Here is a 16,542-nt window from a genome sequence, read left to right as displayed (position 1 = left end):
ATACCGTCAGCCGGCGGCGGGCTCCCGACCGGCGCGCAGACCGCGGACGCCCACCAGGCCGACCAGGACGCCGAGGACGAAGGAGGTCACCGCGAGGGTGAGGTGGATCCAGAAGAAGGCCGTCGGCTGGGAGTGGTCGCCGCCGGTGAAGGCCTGGCCGCCGGAGTCCTTCCAGAGGTTCTTCACGAAGGTCACCCAGATCACCATGGACCAGGCGCCGAAGGCCGTCAGGAACCAGGACGTGCGGCGGCTGAGCTTCATGGTGCGAGTCCTCCGGGGGCGGGGCGGAACGGTCCGTCGGGCCGTCCGGTCCAGTATGCGCAGTGCGCCGGACGGCCCAGCCGCAGCCCCTCCTGCGGGGGACATCGGGGGTGCCGCGTCCGGCCGAACCCGGATGTGGGTACGGTCTGCGGGTGCACACACGCCGTCACCTCGCACGCCGGCTGGCCGCGCTGACCGCCGCCGCCTCGATCTGCGCGGCCCCGGCCGCCGTCGCCGCGCCGGGTGAGGACCCGCCGCCCCCGCCGCCGGCGATCGGCGGCGAGCTGCTGGGCCTGCCCGGGGTGCAACTGGCCCCGCTGGCCGGCGCTCCGGCGCTGCCGGGGGATCTCACCGGCAAGTCCTGGATAGTGGCGGACGCCGCGTCCGGCGAGGTGCTGGCCGCGAACAACCCGCACCTGCGACTGCCGCCGGCGAGCACCATGAAGATCCTCTTCGCCGACACGGTGCTGCCGAAGTTCGACAAGGAGCAGGTCCACCGGGTGGCGCCCGAGGAGCTGACCGGCCTCGGCGCCGGGAGCAGCCTGGTCGGCATCAAGGAGGACCTGGACTACCGGGTCGAGGACCTCTGGCGCGGGGTCTTCCTCAGCTCCGGCAACGACGCCGTGCACGTGCTCGCCCACATGAACGGCGGCGTCGAGCAGACCGTCGCCGAGATGCAGGCCCGCGCCGAGGCGCTGCAGGCCCGCGACACCCACGTCATCTCGCCGGACGGCTACGACCAGGACGGCCAGGTGTCCTCGGCCTACGACCTGACCCTGTTCGCCCGGGCCGGGCTGCGCAATCCCGACTTCCGGGCCTACTGCGCGACCCGGGACGCGCAGTTCCCCGGCATGTTCGACAAGAACACCGGGCAGCGCGGGAGCTTCGGCATCGCCAACACCGACCGCCTGCTCGGCAAGTACCCCGGCCTGATCGGGGTGAAGAACGGGTTCACCACCAACGCCGGCTCGACCTTCGTCGGCGCCGCCGAGCGCGGCGGACGCACCCTGCTGGTGACGGTGATGCACCCGACCACGTACCAGAAGGTGTACGACGAGACGGCCGCGCTGCTCGACTGGGGCTTCGCCGCCGCGGACAAGGTCACCCCGGTCGGGCAGCTGGTCGACGAGAAGCCGGCCGGTGCCTCTCCCTCACCGGCCGGCGGGGCCGCGGGCGGGCAGGGCGGGCCGACCGCCGCGCCGAGCGAGCCCGCCCGGGCGCTGGCCCCGCCGGCGGCGAGGCCGGCACCCGGCCGGACGGACACCGGGCCCGCCATCGCCCTGGGGGTGGCCACGGCCGCCCTGCTGCCCCTGCTGGCCTTCCTGGTGATCCGCCGGGCGCGCCGGGCGGAGGCGGCCGCGGCGGGCCGGTGGGACGGCCCGCCGCCGTTCGACCAGGAGGCGTAGCGCGCGCCGGACGCACCGGAGGCCGGGCGGGCGCGGGACGGCCCGCCCGGCCTCGGCGCGGGGTGTGGCGGCGGCACGGCGGTGTGCCGGGAGCGGACGGCGGACGGGCCCACCCGGCGGCCTCAGCCGGCCCGGCGGTCCCGGGAGGCCTGCAGGCGGCGCCGGACGGCGCGGGTGGCCACCGGCGGCAGCAGGTCGAGGGCCAGCCGGCGGCCGACCGAGCGAGGTCCGGGGACGGGCCTGGAGGCCGGCTGCCGCTCACCGCCGCCGGCCGCCCGCCCGCCCGGCCGGGCGGCCGCGACCTCGGGATCGGCCGGGTTGCGGCCCTGTCCGGACAGCCGCAGCACCTCGCCGCCGGCCAGCACGTCCCGGCCGAGGTCCCAGCCCTCGCCCGTCCAGTCGTGGCTCAGCAGCATCTGCTGGATCTCGACCGGGTCGCCCCAGGTGCCGTAGAACTTCTCCGGGCTCAGGCAGACCGGGCGCAGCCCGCGGGCGAAGACCGCCTCCCAGACGGCCGCGGCCGTCCCCGGGGTGTGCGCGGAGCGGTAGTCGTCGAAGACGACCACGCCGTTCTTGCCGAGTGCCGCGCGGGCGACCTCGGTGTCGCCGACGACGTGCTCGTAGAGGTGGGAGGCGTCGATGTGGACGAAGCGACAGCTCTCCGCGGCCACCCGGCCGTCCTGCAGGACGGAGGTGGGCGCCTGGACGACGGTCGGCAGCTCCGGGTGGAAGGCCAGGTAGTTGGCCTCGAAGGCCTGCCTGGTCAGGGTCTTGCGGTAGGACATCGACATCTCGTCGGCGTTGGCCGCGTCGGGCGCGTCCGAGTCGAAGAGGTCGCAGATGGTGAAGTTCTCGCCGGGCTGGAGGTGCCGGCCTATGAGGATCGCGCTCCGGCCCAGGTAGGTGCCGAGTTCCAGCAGGTCACCGGCCTGTTCGGCGGCAGTCTGCCCTTCCAGGATGCGGGTGAAGAGCAGTTGGTCGACGGGCCAGAACCAGCCGGGTACGTCATCCAGTCGCCGTGGGGTGGGGCGGACCGGATTCGTGGTGTGGGGATCGGCGCTCATCACGGGAATCTCCAGGTGACTGCGGTGAGCGGGGTGGCCGCTGGTGCCCGCCGGCACTGGGACGGAAGTCACAGTCGTGCGGGCAGTGAGGTGTGAGCCTAGTCACTTGTTCGACTCCATGCGAGAGATACGGACAAGCTCTGTTTTATTCCTCGTACCGGCCCTCGCCGCCCCGCCGTCAGGGGCCAGAATCCGCAGGTCAGAGCCGGTCCCGGCAGGTGCGGGCCTGTCCCGACCGGGCCCCGGGACAGGCCGGGAACAGGGGCCGGGACGGGCGGCGCAGGGGCCGCGGACGCGGCGGCGGGTCACCCTCGGACGGTCAGGAGGTCGGGCCGCCTGCGGTCCGGCCCTCGCCGGCCGCCTCCAGGGCGCGCCGGGCCTGCTCGGCCGCCCGCTCCCGGGCGGCCTCCGGGTCGGCGACCGCCGTCCAGGAGACGCAGTACATCAGCAGCCGGCAGACGAAGTTGATCCACAGCAGCAGGGCCACCGGGACGCCGAAGGCCCCGTACAGGCTCTTGCCGGCCACCGAGCCGAGGTAGGAGGCGAGCAGCAGCTTGAGCAGCTCGAAGCCCACCGCGCCGAGCAGCGCGCCCTCCACCAGGCTGCGCCGGCGCTGGCCGGTGATCCGGGGGAACGGCGCCAGCAGGTAGGCGAACAGCACCATGTCCGAGGCGATCGCGATCAGCAGGCCGACGGCGGTGAGCAGGTAGCCGCCGGGGCCGCTGCGGTCGAGTCCGAGCTGGTCGGCGATCTTCCCGGCGAGGGTGGTGCCGGCGGCGGAGGCGGCCAGCGAGAACAGGCTGACCAGGCCGAGGCCGAACAGCACCAGGCAGTCCCAGGCCTTGCGCAGGATCGGGTTGGCGGTCTCCTCCGGGAGCAGCCAGACGTCCCGGATCGCGCCGCGCATGGTGTCGACCCAGCCGAGGCCGGAGAGCAGCAGCAGCAGGCCGCTGATCGCCCCGACCGTGCCGGCGTTGGCGACCAGCGAGTTCAGGTCCAGCGAGTCGGACAGGCCGGGCAGCTGGTCCTCGATCCGCTGCTGGAGGTCCTCGACCCGGCCCGGGGTCAGCGCCGCGACGGCGATCGCCAGGGCCACGGTCAGCAGCGGGAAGAGCGCGAGGAACCCGAAGAAGGTGATCGCACCCGCCAGCCGGTTGCCCTTGGTGGCGGTGAAGTGCTCGTAGACGCGGTACGGTCGGCTGCGCAGCACCCGGGCCACGAGCGGGCCGATCACCGGGAGACGGGTGAGGAATTCCACGGCGGGTCGACCTGTCCTCGGATCGGGGGCAGCCGGAAGTGGCGGTCCGTCCCTTATACCCGTCGCTCCGCCCGGTATGTCTCAGGCGCCCCGGGCCACCAGCCGGCGGGCGCGGGCGAGCGCCCGAACGGCCTGATAGCCGGCGTAGCGGCCCTGGCTGAGCAGCTCGGTCCGGACGCCGGCCACGCCGGCGGGCGGCCGGTAGCCGGCCGGGCGCAGCCGGGCGCAGTGCGCGGCCGCGCGGCGGAAGTACTCCCGGCGGTCGCCGGGCGGGATCCGGCCGGGCCGGCTGACCACCGTGTCGAGGTGGTGCAGCATCCGCCCGTAAACCACCGGGCGCCAGCGGTCCAGGTCGGGGCGGCCGTCCAGGAAGGCGAAGACGAGGTCGTACTGGCCGAAGACGTCGAAGTGCTTGCGGCTGGGGGTGGCGAGGATGTTGCCGCCCTCCTGGCGCTGCCGGTAGTGGACGCCGACCCGGTCGAGCAGGGTGATCCGGGCGGCCGCGAGCAGCGCCGGGTACGTCCAGGGGGTGTCCTCGTAGTAGCCGGCCGGGAAGGTCAGGCCCTGCGCGGTGACGAAGTCGCGGCGGTAGGCCTTGTTCCACACCACCTGGAGGAGTTCGAGCAGGTCGGGGCGCTGGTCGAGGTCGAAGACCTCGGGGCCGGGGCGGCCCATCACGGCCGCGGAGGCGGCCCGGACCAGCCGGCCGTCGGGGTGGCTGCGGGCGTAGTCGTAGACCAGGACGTCCGGGTCCTGCCCGCGGCGCAGGCGCTGGTCGACGGCCTCCAGCAGGCCCGGGGTGAAGGTGTCGTCGCTGTCGAGGAAGAGCAGGTAGTCGCCGGTTGCGTGGTCGAGGCCGGCGTTGCGGGCCCGGCCGAGGCCGACGTTCTCCGGCAGGTGCACGGCCCGGACCCGGTGGTCGCGGTCGGCCGCCTCGTCCAGGATCGCGCCGCAGCCGTCGGGTGAGCGGTCGTCCACCGCGATCAGCTCGAAGTCCGTGAAGGACTGCGAGAGCACCGAGTCGAGGCACTCGGCGAGGTAGTCCTGCACCTGGTAGACGGGGATGATCACGCTGAAGCGGGGCATCCGGCCATCATTCCAGGGGCGGCGGCGGAGGGGGCGGGCGGGCTCGGGACCGCCGGCGGGCGCGTCGCGAAGGCGCCGCGCGGCACCCGGCCCCGGTGGGTCGGGCCACCGGGACGGCGAGGGCGGGACGGTAAGATCGGAGCACGTGTGCAGCCAGAACAGCCTGTGACCAGCTCATTCCAGCCGGTCGGGCCCCTCCCCCAATTGAAAGGCCCGCGTAGCCGATGGCTCCCCGCCTCTCCATCGTCGTCCCGATCTACAACGTCGAGCGCTATCTCGTGGAATGTCTCGACTCGATCGCCGCCCAGACCTTCGAGGACTTCGAGGTCGTCATGGTCGACGACGGTTCCAAGGACGGCAGCGCGGCCCTGGCCAAGGCCTACGCGGCCAAGGACCCCCGGTTCCGGCTGGTCCAGCAGGTCAACAAGGGCCTCGGTGCGGCCCGCAACACCGGCATCCGGAACCTGACCGAGGGCACCGAGTTCCTCTGCTTCGTCGACAGTGACGACTCGATGCCGCCGAGCGCGTACGAGCTGATGATCAACACGCTCGACGAGACCGGCTCCGACTTCGTCACCGGCAACGTGCTGCGCTTCCGGGCGGTGGGCTACTACCAGTCCAACGGGCACGTGAAGCCGTTCAAGGAGACCCGCCTCAAGACGCACATCACCGAGATCCCGGCGCTGGTCACCGACCGCACCGCGTGGAACAAGGTGTACCGCCGCAGCTTCTTCGACGAGGCCGGCATCCTCTACCCCGAGGGCATCCTGTACGAGGACGCCCCGGTCAGCGTGCCGCACCACTACCTCGCCCGCAGCGTGGACGTGCTCTCCGAGCCGATCTACCACTGGCGCGAGCGCGAGGTCGGCGAGATGTCGATCACCCAGATGCGCACCAACCCCAAGGGCCTGGTGGACCGCGTCAAGTCCGTCGAGCTGGTCCGGGCCTGGCTGGGGAACCGGCCCGAGCCGCGGTTCGCCGAGTACCTGCGCTCCTACGACGAGAACACCCTCGTCGAGGAGATCCCGATGTTCTTCTGGTCGGTCGTCGACGGCGACCGGGAGTACCGCGACGCCTACCGCACCAGCGTCAGCCGCCTGCTGCGGGCGATCGGCCCGGAGAAGGTCCGCAAGCTGCGCGCGCCGCTGCGACTGAAGTACCACCTGACCCTGCAGGGCCGGATCGACGAGTTCGTCGAGCAGATGAAGTTCGAGGGCCGGAGCAACGGCGCCGCGCCCGCCCGCGGCATCCTGCGCCCCTACGCCGACTACCCGTTCCTGCGCGGCGGGCGCAAGAGCGTGCCCGCCGACGTGCTGCGGCTGGAGAACTCGCTGGTCATGCGCAGCCGGCTGTACGGCTCGGACTGGGTGGACGGCAAGCTGGAGCTCACCGGGCACGCCTACCCGGAGCACCTGGGCGCCGAGAACAAGCACGACATGGTCAAGGTCCTGGTGCTGCGCGAGGTCAAGGGCCGCCGGGTCCTCGCCGTGCAGACCCGGACCCAGTACAGCCCCGAGGCCACCGCCAGCTCCCCGCACGACCTGTACAGCTGCGACTGGGGCGGCTTCACCGCCACCATCGACCCCAAGCGGCTCAAGCACCGCGGCCGGTGGAAGGACGGGAACTGGCGGGTGCTGGTGGCGGGCGCCGGCAAGGGCGGCGTCTTCAAGGGGCGGATCTCGGCGGGCTGGAGCGACAACGCCGCGTTCCTGCCGGCGCACTGGGTGGAGCAGGACGTCCGGGTCGTCCCGTGGGTCCGCGACAACCACGTCTACCTGCGGGTGGAGAACATCCGGGCCCGGGTCACCGGCCTGGCCTCGACCGGCGGACAGATCGAGGTCTCCGGCACCGCCCGCTCCGGCCCCGACCTGGCCGGCGCCCAGCTGCGCCTGACCCACGTCGAGTCGGACCGGACGCTGACCTTCCCGCTGGAGCTCGGCGTACCGGCCGGCACCACCCAGCCGTTCGCCGCGGTCTTCCCGGTCGCCGAGCTGACCGAGGTCCGCGAGGGCTGGGCCGCGCTGGACCCGCTCGCCGAGGAGCGCACCAGGGACCGCTGGGACACCGCGCTGCTGCTCACCGACGGCAGCACCGTCCCGGTGGCGCTGGACGACCGCGTCGCCCCCACGCCGCTGGACGTCGCGCTGAACCCCGGCGCGGCGCCGGAGCTGCGCCGCGCGCTGTTCTCCAAGCCCTCGCCGACCGGCTTCCTCCAGCTCTGCGACCAGGTGCTGCAGCCCGTGGTGGAGAGCATCACGCCCCGGGGCGAGGACGGCTTCCTGCTCAGCGGCAGCTTCGCGCTGCCCGGCACGCACCACTACGAGCTGGTGGTCCGTCACCACTGGCGCGAGGAGGAGCACAAGTACCCGGTCGAGATCGCCGAGGGCCGCTTCGTCGCCGCCCTCCCGACCGTGCCGACGGCGTCGTTCGCCGGGCGCGTACCGCTGGCCCAGGGCACCTGGGAGGTGCTCTTCCGCCCGGTCGGCGCCGCGCCGGAGTCGAGCTGGCCGCAGGCCCTGGTCGCCTCCGGGTGCTGGGACTCGCTCCCGGCCGAGGTGGAGTCGCGGGGCAAGCGGATCGGGCTGGAGCGCCGCGAGTACGACCGGCTCTCCCTGGAGTCGCACTCCGTGCTGCTGCCCGAGGAGCGCAGCGGCTTCCGGCAGCGCCAGGCGCGCCGCGTCGACTACCCGGCCGCGCAGCAGCGGCCGCTGCGGGACGCCGTCGTGTACCACGTCGCGGCCGGCGGCCGGTACGCCGACTCGCCGCGCGCGATCCACGAGGAGCTGGTCCGCCGGGAGCTCCCGCTGGAGCACCTCTGGGACGTCGACGACATGCAGACCGAGCTGCCGCAGACCGCCCGGGCGCTGCGGCAGTGGAGCCCGGAGTGGTACGAGGCGCTGGCCACCGCGAAGTACGTCGTGACCAGCGGTCACCTGCCGGACTTCTTCACCCGGCGGGCCGGCCAGGTGATAGTGCAGACCTGGACGGGCACCCCGCTCAAGCAGATCGGGCACGACTTCGAGAAGATCTGGTTCACCGACGCCAACTACCTCCAGCAGCTCGACCGCGAGGTCGCGCAGTGGACCCTGCTGGTCTCGGGCAACCGCTTCTCGACCCCGGTGCTGCGCCGGGCGATGGCCTACGAGGGCGAGATCCTGGAGACGGGCGCCCCGCGCAACGACATCCTGCACGCGGCCGACCGGGAGAAGAACGCCGACCGGGTCAGGGAGCAGCTGGGCCTGCCGCAGGGCAAGAAGGTGGTGCTCTACGCACCCACCTACCGGGAGGACCGCAAGCGCCCCAACGGCGGCTACCAGCTCGACCTGCGGCTCGACCTGGAGGCGGCGAAGGCCGCGCTGGGCGAGGACCAGGTCCTGCTGGTCCGCGGCCACCACCTGATGTGCGGCCAGATCCCCGGGGCCGGCAACGGGTACATCTGGGACGTGGGCAGCTACCCCGACATGGCCGACCTGCTGCTGATCGCGGACGTCCTGGTCACCGACTACTCGTCGACGCTCTTCGACTTCGCGGGCACCGGCCGCCCGATCCTGTTCTTCATGCACGACCTGGAGCACTACCGCGACAACCTGCGCGGCTTCAGCCTCGACCTGGAGGCCGAGGCGCCCGGCCCGCTGCTGGCCACCTCGGCCGAGCTGGTCTCCGCCCTGGGGCGGGTCGACGAGATCGCCGCCGAGCACGCGGACCGCTACACGGCGTTCCGCGAGGCGTACTGCGAGCTGGACGACGGCCACGCCGCGGCCCGGGTCGTCGACGGCATGCTCGACCGGTAGGACCCGGCGGCACAGGCGGTACCCGGGCGGCGCCCGGCGCGATCCCCGCGCCGGGCGCCGCCCTTCTCGACGGCGGGCGTCCCCGGCCCGCGAGCGCCGCGGAGAATGAGAATTTCCCGGCCCTCGAATAAGTGCTTTGCCGACGAATTTCACAGTGAAGTGCCAGCACTCAGCTGTTGACCAGGAAGGCCTTTCCGGGATGTGATATCGGTTCGGCCCACCCCCCCTGTCGCCACCGTGCGGCACGGGCCCGCTCCCCCGGGCGCGGTGGGCCTCCCGACCGCCGCCCTGGCCGGTCCGCCGCCGTGAAGGGCCTCCCATGTCGCTCGTCAACCGCATCGTCCTCCCCCGCCCCCGCACCTCGCGCCCGGCGGGCCCGGGGTACGGGGACGAGCCCGAGTTCGGCCTGCTGCGGGCCCGCTGGACGCCGCGCGGGCTGGAGCTGACCGGCTTCGCCCGGCCGGGCGACCTGGACACCGCCCGCCGGGGCAGCGCACTGACCTGGCTGACCCTGCGGCACGACGACGGCCGGCGCCGGCTCGGGGTCCGCACCCGGCCGCGCTTCCTCCCCGAGATCACCGACGACAGCGGGCAGAGCCTGTTCAACCACGACTGGTCGGGCTTCACCGCCGTCGTCGACCCGCGCCGGCTGCGGACCGACGGCGCCTGGACGCCCGGCGAGTGGCAGGTCGGCGCGACCCTGCTCACCCGGCCCGGCGCGACCCGGCTGCGCCGCCAGTACGGCACGCTCTCCCCGCACTGGTGCGGCTCCGGCGAGTACCCGCCGGCCCGCTGGGTGGGCGGCGACGCCAGGATCCTGCCGTACTTCCACGGCGAGGCGCTGCGCCTGCGGGTCGAACGGCCCCGGGCCCGGATCACCGCGGCGCGGCCGGTCGACGGCGGCGTCGAACTGCGGGGGACGTCGGGCCACTGCCCGGCCGGCACCGTGCTGCGGCTGGCCCACCGCCAGAGCGGCGCAGTCGTCGACCTGCCGGTCGGCGTCGAGGGGCACGCCTTCACCGTGCGGCTGCCCTTCGGGCCGTTCACCGCCGACGGCCGGGGCGCCGAGGCCCTCGAACACTGGGACCCGGAACTCCGGCGCCCCGACGGCGGCGCCGAACCCCTCGTCGTCGACGAACGGGACGGCCCGGTCGCCGGACAGCACCCGCTGGCGGCGCCCGACCGCGTGCTCTACCTCAAGCAGCTTGCCGACGGCCGGCTCCAGCTCTGCGTCCAGCCCGGGGCCGGCCTCGTCGACCGGATCGCCGTCCGCCCGGACGGCTTCGAGCTCTCCGGCAGCTGCCCGCGCCCGGACGGGGGCCCGCTGGAACTCGTGCTCCGGCACGTCAACGGCACCGCCGAGCTGCGCCGCCCCGTCAGCCTGGGCGACGGCGACCGGTTCCGGGTCCACCTGCCCGCCACCGCCACCGACTCCGGCGGGACGGCGCTGCCGCTGCGCAAGGGCGTCTGGGAGCCGTCGCTGCGCCCGGCCGGCCGGGACGGCGCGGAACGCCCGCTGCTCGGCGCGCCCGCCGCACTGCCGGCGCTGCCCGCCCAGGCCGAGGCCGGCGGCAAGCGGATACTGCTCCAACGGCGCTGGCACGACACCGTGATACTCGACTCCACGCCGGTGCTCGGCGCCGCCGAGCGCAGCGCCTGGACCCAGGAGCGGCTGCGGACCCGCCACTACCCGGCCGCCCGGGACCGGCCGCTGCGCGAGGCGGTGCTCTACGACGTCTTCAGCGGGCGCGGCTACTGCGACTCCCCGCGCGCCGTGCACGCCGAACTGGCCCGCCGCGGGTCCGCGGTGGAGCACCTGTGGGCGGTCTACGACGCGCAGGCCGTGGTGCCGCCGGGGGTGCGGGCCGTCCGGACCTGGAGCCCCGAGTGGTACGAGGCCCTGGCGACCAGTCGCTACCTGGTCGGGAACACGCACTTCCCGGACTTCCTGGAGCGCCGCCCGGGCCAGGTCGTGGTGCAGACCTGGCACGGGTCGATGCTCAAGCGGATCGCCCACGACGTCGACAACCCCTGGCTCGCCGACCGCGGGTACCTGGAGCAGCTCGACCGGGAGTGCCCGCACTGGAGCCTGCTGGTCTCCCCCAGCGCCTTCGCCACGCCGATCCTGCGCCGGGCGTTCCGCTTCCGGGGGGAGATCCTGGAGTCCGGCTACCCGCGCAACGACGTGCTCGCCCGGCCCGACCCGGCGGCGGTCGCCGAGGTCCGCCGCCGCCTCGGGATCCCGGACGGCCGGCGGGTGGTGCTCTACGCCCCCACCTGGCGCGAGGACCGACAGCGCGACAACGGCGACGGCTTCACCCTCGACCTGCGCCTGGACGTCGAGGACGCCCGGCGCCGGCTCGGCGGGGACCACGTCCTGCTGGTCCGCCCGCACGCGCACGTCCGCGAGCCGCTGCCCGGCGCCGGCGACGGGTTCCTGTACGACGTCGGCGACTACCCGGACGTCCAGGAACTGCTGCTGATCGCCGACGTCCTGGTCACCGACTACTCGTCGATCATGTTCGACTTCGCCATCACCGGCCGGCCGATGCTGTTCTTCACCTACGACCTGGAGCACTACCGCGACACCCTGCGCGGCTTCTACTTCGACTTCGAGGCCGAGGCGCCCGGTCCGCTGCTGCGCGGCTCCGCCGAGCTGGTCGACGCGCTGGCCGCGCTGCCCGGGGCGCCCGACCCGTACCGGGAGCGGTACGAGCGCTTCCGGGAGCGGTTCTGCGCGCTGGAGGACGGCGGCGCGGCCGGGCGGGTCGTCGACCGGATGCTGGCGCTCGGCGCCGACTGAGCGCCCTGGCCGGGCCCTCGCGCGCCCCGGCCCGGCGGCTGCGCGGCCCGGCCCCCGTGCCGGGTCGGCGGTCAGCCCGTCCCGAAGGCGTACGACCGCCAGGGCCGCCAGACCTCGTCGGCGTCGAACCGGGAGATGCCGAACCCGCCGACGGTGAAGGCCGCCTGGAAGGTCCTGGCCTTCTCGTAGGCCTGGTCGAGCACCTCGTCGGCCAGCCCGTGAGCCACCGTCACGTGCGGGTGGTACGGGAAGGCCAGCTCCCGGGCCAGCGGCCCGGAGCGGACGGCGGCCTCCAGCAGCCGGCACTCGTGCGCGCCCTCCTCCACCCGGACGAAGACCACCGGGGAGACCGGGCGGAAGGTGCCGCTGCCCTGCAGCAGCATCCGGAACGGCCGGTGCGAGCGGGCCACCTCCGCCAGGTGCGCGCCGATCCCGGGCAGCCGGCCGGCCGGCACCTCGGTCGGCGGCAGCAGCGTGACGTGCGTCGGTATGGACCGGGCGAGCGGGTCGCCGTGACCGGCTCGCGCGTCCTGGATCTCGGAGCCGTACGGCTCCGGGACGCTCACGGACACACCGATGGTGACGACCTCGGGGAGATCGCCACCACCGGGCAGGCTCGTCAGCGGCATCAGCGCTCGGCGGGCTTCGGGCTCGCCGGCTTCAAAAACCCGATCCGGTCGTACACCGAGGCCAGCGTCTCGGAGGCGACCGCCCGGGCCTTCTCCGCGCCGACCGCCAGCACCCGGTCCAGCTCGGCCGGGTCCTCCAGGAACCCCTGGGTGCGCTTCTGGAAGGGCGTCACCCACTCGGTGAACAGCTCGGCCAGCTCGGTCTTCAGGGCGCCGTACATCTTGCCCTCGAAGTGCTCGACCAGCTGGTCGACGCTCTGCCCGCTGAGCGCGGAGTGGATGCGCAGCAGGTTGGAGACGCCGGCCTTCCCCTCCTCGTCGTAGGAGACGACGGTGCCGGTGTCGGTGACGGCGCTCTTGAACTTCTTGGCGCTGACCTTGGGCTCGTCCAGCAGGTTGACCAGGCCCTTGGCCGAGGAGGCCGACTTGCTCATCTTGGCGGCCGGGTCCTGGAGGTCCAGGATCTTGGCCGTCTCCTTGAGGATGTACGGCTTGGGCATGGTGAAGGTCTGGCCGTAGCGGGTGTTGAAGCGCTCGGCGAGGTCCCGGGTGAGCTCCAGGTGCTGGCGCTGGTCCTCGCCGACCGGGACGGCGTCGGCCTGGTAGAGCAGGATGTCGGCGATCTGCAGGACCGGGTAGGTGAACAGGCCCACCGAGGTGCGGTCGTTGCCCTGCTTGGCGGACTTGTCCTTGAACTGGGTCATCCGGGCGGCCTCGCCGAAGCCGGTGAGGCAGTTCATCACCCAGCCGAGCTGCGCGTGCTCGGGCACGTGCGACTGGACGAACAGGGTGCAGCGGTCCGGGTCCAGGCCGGCGCCGAGCAGCTGGGCGGTGGAGATCCGGGTGTTCTCGCGGAGCGTCGCCGGATCCTGCTCGACGGTGATCGCGTGCAGGTCGACCACCATGTAGAAGGCGTCGTTGGCCTCCTGCAGGTCGACCCACTGGCGCACCGCGCCCAGGTAGTTGCCCAGGTGGAAGGAGCCGGAGGTGGGCTGGATGCCGGAGAGAACCCGGGGGCGGTCCTTGACCGGACCACTGACCGCTGCGTTGACCATGCGGGCCATTGTTCCAGCTTCACCTACCGCTCAGGAAACGTCTTCGGCGGAGGGTTGCGACAGTGTGACGGCACTCACGCGGAGCCGGGAGATCCGCCGGCCCTCCACCTTCGCCACCGTCAGCAGCACCCCGTCCGCCATCCGGACGTGGTCGCCGTCCACCGGCAGCCGGCCGAGTTCGGCGACCACGTAGCCGGCCACCGTCTCGTACGGGCCCTCCGGCACCGTGACGCCGGTCTCCTCGGCGAAGTCGCCCAGGTTGAGCAGGCCGTCCAGCTCCATGCCGCCGCCGGCCAGCCGGCGGGTGGTGGTCGGCTCCTGCGAGTCGTACTCGTCCCGGATCTCGCCGATCACCTCCTCCACCAGGTCCTCCAGGCTCACGATGCCGGCCGTGCCGCCGTACTCGTCGACCACGATCGCCAGGTGGTGGCCCTCACGGCGCATCTCGCCCATCGCCTCCAGCACCCGCTTGGTGGCCGGCAACAGCTTCACCGGGCGGGCCAGGTCGCGGACCCGCACGGCCTGCTCGCCGCGCGCCCCGTACAGGTCGCGGACGTGCACGAAGCCGACCACCGAGTCGTAGCTGCCCTCGACCACGGGGTAGCGGGAGTGCGGCGAGCGGCTGGTCTCCTCGCGGACCTCGGCGAGCAGCCGCTCGGCGTCCAGGAAGGTCACCTCGGTGCGGGGCACCATCACCTCGCGCAGCTGGCGCTCGCCGGCGGCGAAGACGTCCGCGATCAGTGCCCGCTCGTCGCTGCCCAGCTCGGTGTTGGCCGCGACCAGGCCGCGCAGCTCCTCGGAGCTCATGCTGCCCCGGCCGGCCTTCGGGTCGCCGCCGAACAGGCGCACCATCAGGTTGGTGGAGTGGCCGAGCAGCCAGATCGCCGGGCGCAGCACCACCGACATCACGTCGACGACGGGCGCGGCGAGCACCGCGATCGAGTCGGCCCTCTGCAGGCCGATCCGCTTGGGGGTCAGCTCGCCGAGGACGAGCGAGACGTAGCTGATGACGAGGGTCAGCCCGACCAGGGCCACCGCGTCGGCGACGCCCGGGGAGAGCCCGAGGTCGACGAAGACCGGGGCGAGCTTGCCGGCCAGCGTGTCGGCGCCGAAGGCGGCGGAGAGGAAGCCCATGCAGGTCACGCCGACCTGGACGGCCGCCAGGAACCGGTTGGGGTCGGCCGCCAGGTGGGCGGCCCGGGCGGCCCGCCGGGTGCCCTTGCCCTCCAGGGCCCGGATCTGGCCCTCCCGCAGGGAGATCAGCGAGATCTCAGCGACGTTGAACAACCCGCCCAGCATGATGAAGACGAGGACGAGCGCGGCGTCCCCGAGGGTTTCGTTCACAGTGGGTCATCCTAGGACCGTAGGGTGACCGAGCGGCCATCGCGGCGGACCGGCAGAATGTTCCGGAACACCGCACTCCCTTCTACGACCGCCCCCAGGAACCCATGGCCCGGACTGCCCCGACCCCGTCCCCCGCCCCTTCCACCGATCCCGACCCGCCGCTGCGGGCCGGCCGCCGGGCGAGGCACGGCCTGCGAGCGGTCCGCCCGCGCGGGGTCCGTGCCCTGCTCCACCGGGTCTGGGTGCTGCCCGTGCTGGCCACCCTGGCCGCCGGACTGTTCAAGATCAGCACTCCGGTGATGTGGCACGACGAGCTGGCCACCCTCACCGTGGTCCGCCGGCCGACCGTCGCGATCCTGGCGATGCTGCAGAACGTCGACGCCGTCCACGGCACGTACTACCTGCTGCTGCACTACTGGATCCTCGCCTTCGGCGAGTCCCCGGCGATGCTGCGCATGCCGACCGTGCTCGCCATGACCGCCGCCGCCGGCTGCGTGGCGCTGACCGGCCGCCGGCTGTTCGGCAGCCGCGCGGGCCTGGTCGGCGGGCTGGTGTTCGCGATGATCCCCAGCGTGACCCGGTACGGCCAGGAGGTGCGCAGCTACGCCTTCGTCGTCCTGGCCGCCGCCGCCGCGCTGCTCCTGCTGCTGCGCGCCCTGGAGCGGCCCACCCTGCTGCGCTGGTTCTGCTACTCCCTGGCGGTCGCCGCGGCGGCCTACCTGCACCTGGTGTCGCTCACCTTCCTCGGCGCGCACGCGCTGGGCGTGGCGATGTGCTGGTGGCGGGACCGGCGGAACTGGCGGCTGCCGGTCGGTTTCACCCTGTCGGCCGGGCTCGGAGCGGCCTGCGCGTATCCGCTGGTCAAGCTGGGCGAGGTCCAGGTGACCCGGCAGCTCGGCTGGATCGCCGTGCCGAAGGCGGGCGACCTCCTCGCGATCTGGGGCGGGGTGTTCTGCGGCACCCTGATGGCCGGCGGGGTGCTCCTGGCCGGTGCGCTGGCCTGGGGCACCGACCGGAGGTTCGGGGCGGCGCTCTGCTCGACGGCCGCCGTGCTCCCCGTGGTGGTGATCTGGGCGGTCTCCCGCTACGGCGAGACCTCGTACTTCATCCCGAAGTACATGTTCTTCGTGCTGCCCGCCTGCGCCGTGCTGGCCGGGGCCGGCATCACGGCGGTCCGCCCGCGGGGCGTGGTGGCCGCGCTGATCGCGCTCGGTCTGCTGGCCTCGCAGGACCAGATCGTCGTGCGGCAGCCGCTGTCGCACGCGCACTACCTCTACCCCGAGCCGCTGACCATGTTCGTGCCGCTGGACTACCGGGCGGCCGCGACGATCATCGACGAGGAGTACCGGCCGGGCGACGGGGCCGCGTACGGGCAGCAGCGGATGGCCGTGTGGTGGGGCGTGGACATCGGCGTCGCCTACTACCTGGACTACCTGCCGCACCACGTCAAGGTGCGCGACGTGTTCGCGGGGACGAGCGGCAAGGACCGGCAGGACCTGTGGCCCACCGTGTGCGCGACCCCGGCCACCTGTCTGCACGACGAGCCGCGGATCTGGCTGGTCTCCAAGGACGACGGCGACGCCGACGTGCTCAACACGGTCTACGACTCGGGCCGCGCCGTGCTGCAGCAGCACTACACGGTCACCAGGGTGGACAGGGTGTCGGGCCTCACCGTCGCCCTGCTGGTCCGCAAGTGACTCCCGGGACGGCGCCGGGCTGACGACCGGCAGGACGGCGACGCCCGACCGCCGGGCGCCCGCGCGGGGGCGCGGCCGCGCGGGCGCACCGGGCGGCGGCCGCGCCCCGGGGGCGGGGGCCCGCGGCACGACGCGGGGTCGCGGGGTC

At 73.5% G+C, this 16,542-nt stretch carries 11 protein-coding genes; 4 read left to right on the top strand and 7 right to left on the bottom strand.

The window, feature by feature from the left end:
* Window positions 1–6: 6 nt before the first annotated feature.
* Window positions 7–261, bottom strand: coding sequence for an SCO4848 family membrane protein (locus ACFTWP_RS07290; RefSeq protein ID WP_380263247.1), 255 nt, complete (start codon window positions 259–261; stop codon window positions 7–9).
* Between the two features lie 152 nt (window positions 262–413).
* On the opposite strand from ACFTWP_RS07290, the gene ACFTWP_RS07285 reads away from it, so the two are divergent.
* Window positions 414–1,667 (top strand): D-alanyl-D-alanine carboxypeptidase family protein, encoded by a 1,254-nt coding sequence (locus ACFTWP_RS07285; protein WP_380263246.1) that lies wholly within the window; start codon window positions 414–416, stop codon window positions 1,665–1,667.
* A gap of 122 nt (window positions 1,668–1,789) precedes the next feature.
* On the opposite strand, the gene ACFTWP_RS07280 is transcribed toward ACFTWP_RS07285, so the two are convergent.
* From ACFTWP_RS07280 to ACFTWP_RS07270, 3 genes are all read right to left on the bottom strand, one after another.
* The gene (locus tag ACFTWP_RS07280; protein WP_380263245.1) at window positions 1,790–2,731 is read right to left on the bottom strand and encodes a class I SAM-dependent methyltransferase; all 942 of its coding nucleotides are present in this window, start codon (window positions 2,729–2,731) and stop codon (window positions 1,790–1,792) included.
* A gap of 319 nt (window positions 2,732–3,050) precedes the next feature.
* Window positions 3,051–3,989 carry a YihY/virulence factor BrkB family protein gene (locus tag ACFTWP_RS07275; protein WP_380263244.1) on the bottom strand — a complete coding sequence of 313 codons (939 nt, stop codon included), beginning with the start codon at window positions 3,987–3,989 and terminating at the stop codon, window positions 3,051–3,053.
* 81 nt (window positions 3,990–4,070) lie between these two features.
* Complete coding sequence (locus ACFTWP_RS07270; protein WP_380263243.1) at window positions 4,071–5,075, bottom strand: glycosyltransferase family 2 protein; 1,005 nt, start codon at window positions 5,073–5,075, stop codon at window positions 4,071–4,073.
* A gap of 224 nt (window positions 5,076–5,299) precedes the next feature.
* Between ACFTWP_RS07270 and ACFTWP_RS07265 the strand changes: the two genes are divergently transcribed.
* Together ACFTWP_RS07265 and ACFTWP_RS07260 are read left to right on the top strand one after the other, a co-directional pair.
* Window positions 5,300–8,866, top strand: coding sequence for a CDP-glycerol glycerophosphotransferase family protein (locus tag ACFTWP_RS07265; protein WP_380263242.1), 3,567 nt, complete (start codon window positions 5,300–5,302; stop codon window positions 8,864–8,866).
* 319 nt (window positions 8,867–9,185) lie between these two features.
* A complete protein-coding gene (locus tag ACFTWP_RS07260; protein WP_380263241.1) occupies window positions 9,186–11,669 on the top strand; it encodes a CDP-glycerol glycerophosphotransferase family protein in 2,484 nt (827 codons plus the stop codon).
* A 71-nt stretch (window positions 11,670–11,740) separates the two neighbouring features.
* On the opposite strand, the gene ACFTWP_RS07255 is transcribed toward ACFTWP_RS07260, so the two are convergent.
* From ACFTWP_RS07255 to ACFTWP_RS07245, 3 genes are read right to left on the bottom strand one after another with little or no spacing between them, the layout of a single operon-like run.
* Complete coding sequence (locus ACFTWP_RS07255) at window positions 11,741–12,298, bottom strand: 2'-5' RNA ligase family protein (protein WP_380263240.1); 558 nt, start codon at window positions 12,296–12,298, stop codon at window positions 11,741–11,743.
* Window positions 12,298–13,353 (bottom strand): tryptophan--tRNA ligase, encoded by a 1,056-nt coding sequence (gene trpS, locus ACFTWP_RS07250; protein WP_380263239.1) that lies wholly within the window; start codon window positions 13,351–13,353, stop codon window positions 12,298–12,300. The genes ACFTWP_RS07255 and trpS overlap by 1 nt, the downstream gene beginning before the upstream one ends.
* A gap of 30 nt (window positions 13,354–13,383) precedes the next feature.
* Complete coding sequence (locus ACFTWP_RS07245) at window positions 13,384–14,697, bottom strand: hemolysin family protein (protein WP_380263238.1); 1,314 nt, start codon at window positions 14,695–14,697, stop codon at window positions 13,384–13,386.
* Between the two features lie 104 nt (window positions 14,698–14,801).
* Between ACFTWP_RS07245 and ACFTWP_RS07240 the strand changes: the two genes are divergently transcribed.
* Window positions 14,802–16,394 (top strand): glycosyltransferase family 39 protein, encoded by a 1,593-nt coding sequence (locus tag ACFTWP_RS07240; protein WP_380263237.1) that lies wholly within the window; start codon window positions 14,802–14,804, stop codon window positions 16,392–16,394.
* The last annotated feature ends 148 nt before the right edge of the window (window positions 16,395–16,542 follow it).

This window comes from Kitasatospora sp. NPDC057015, assembly GCF_042673745.1.
In the GTDB taxonomy this organism is placed as follows: domain Bacteria; phylum Actinomycetota; class Actinomycetes; order Streptomycetales; family Streptomycetaceae; genus Kitasatospora.
This window is presented reverse-complemented; position numbering and strand designations above follow the sequence as displayed.

Coding starts and splice junctions, on each gene's coding strand:
- ACFTWP_RS07240 (WP_380263237.1), top strand. CDS start 14,802: ATGGCCCGGACTGCCCCGACCCCGTCCCCCGCCCCTTCCACCGATCCC.
- ACFTWP_RS07270 (WP_380263243.1), bottom strand. CDS start 5,075: ATGCCCCGCTTCAGCGTGATCATCCCCGTCTACCAGGTGCAGGACTAC.
- ACFTWP_RS07280 (WP_380263245.1), bottom strand. CDS start 2,731: ATGAGCGCCGATCCCCACACCACGAATCCGGTCCGCCCCACCCCACGG.
- ACFTWP_RS07290 (WP_380263247.1), bottom strand. CDS start 261: ATGAAGCTCAGCCGCCGCACGTCCTGGTTCCTGACGGCCTTCGGCGCC.
- ACFTWP_RS07260 (WP_380263241.1), top strand. CDS start 9,186: ATGTCGCTCGTCAACCGCATCGTCCTCCCCCGCCCCCGCACCTCGCGC.
- ACFTWP_RS07255 (WP_380263240.1), bottom strand. CDS start 12,298: ATGCCGCTGACGAGCCTGCCCGGTGGTGGCGATCTCCCCGAGGTCGTC.
- trpS (WP_380263239.1), bottom strand. CDS start 13,353: ATGGTCAACGCAGCGGTCAGTGGTCCGGTCAAGGACCGCCCCCGGGTT.
- ACFTWP_RS07265 (WP_380263242.1), top strand. CDS start 5,300: ATGGCTCCCCGCCTCTCCATCGTCGTCCCGATCTACAACGTCGAGCGC.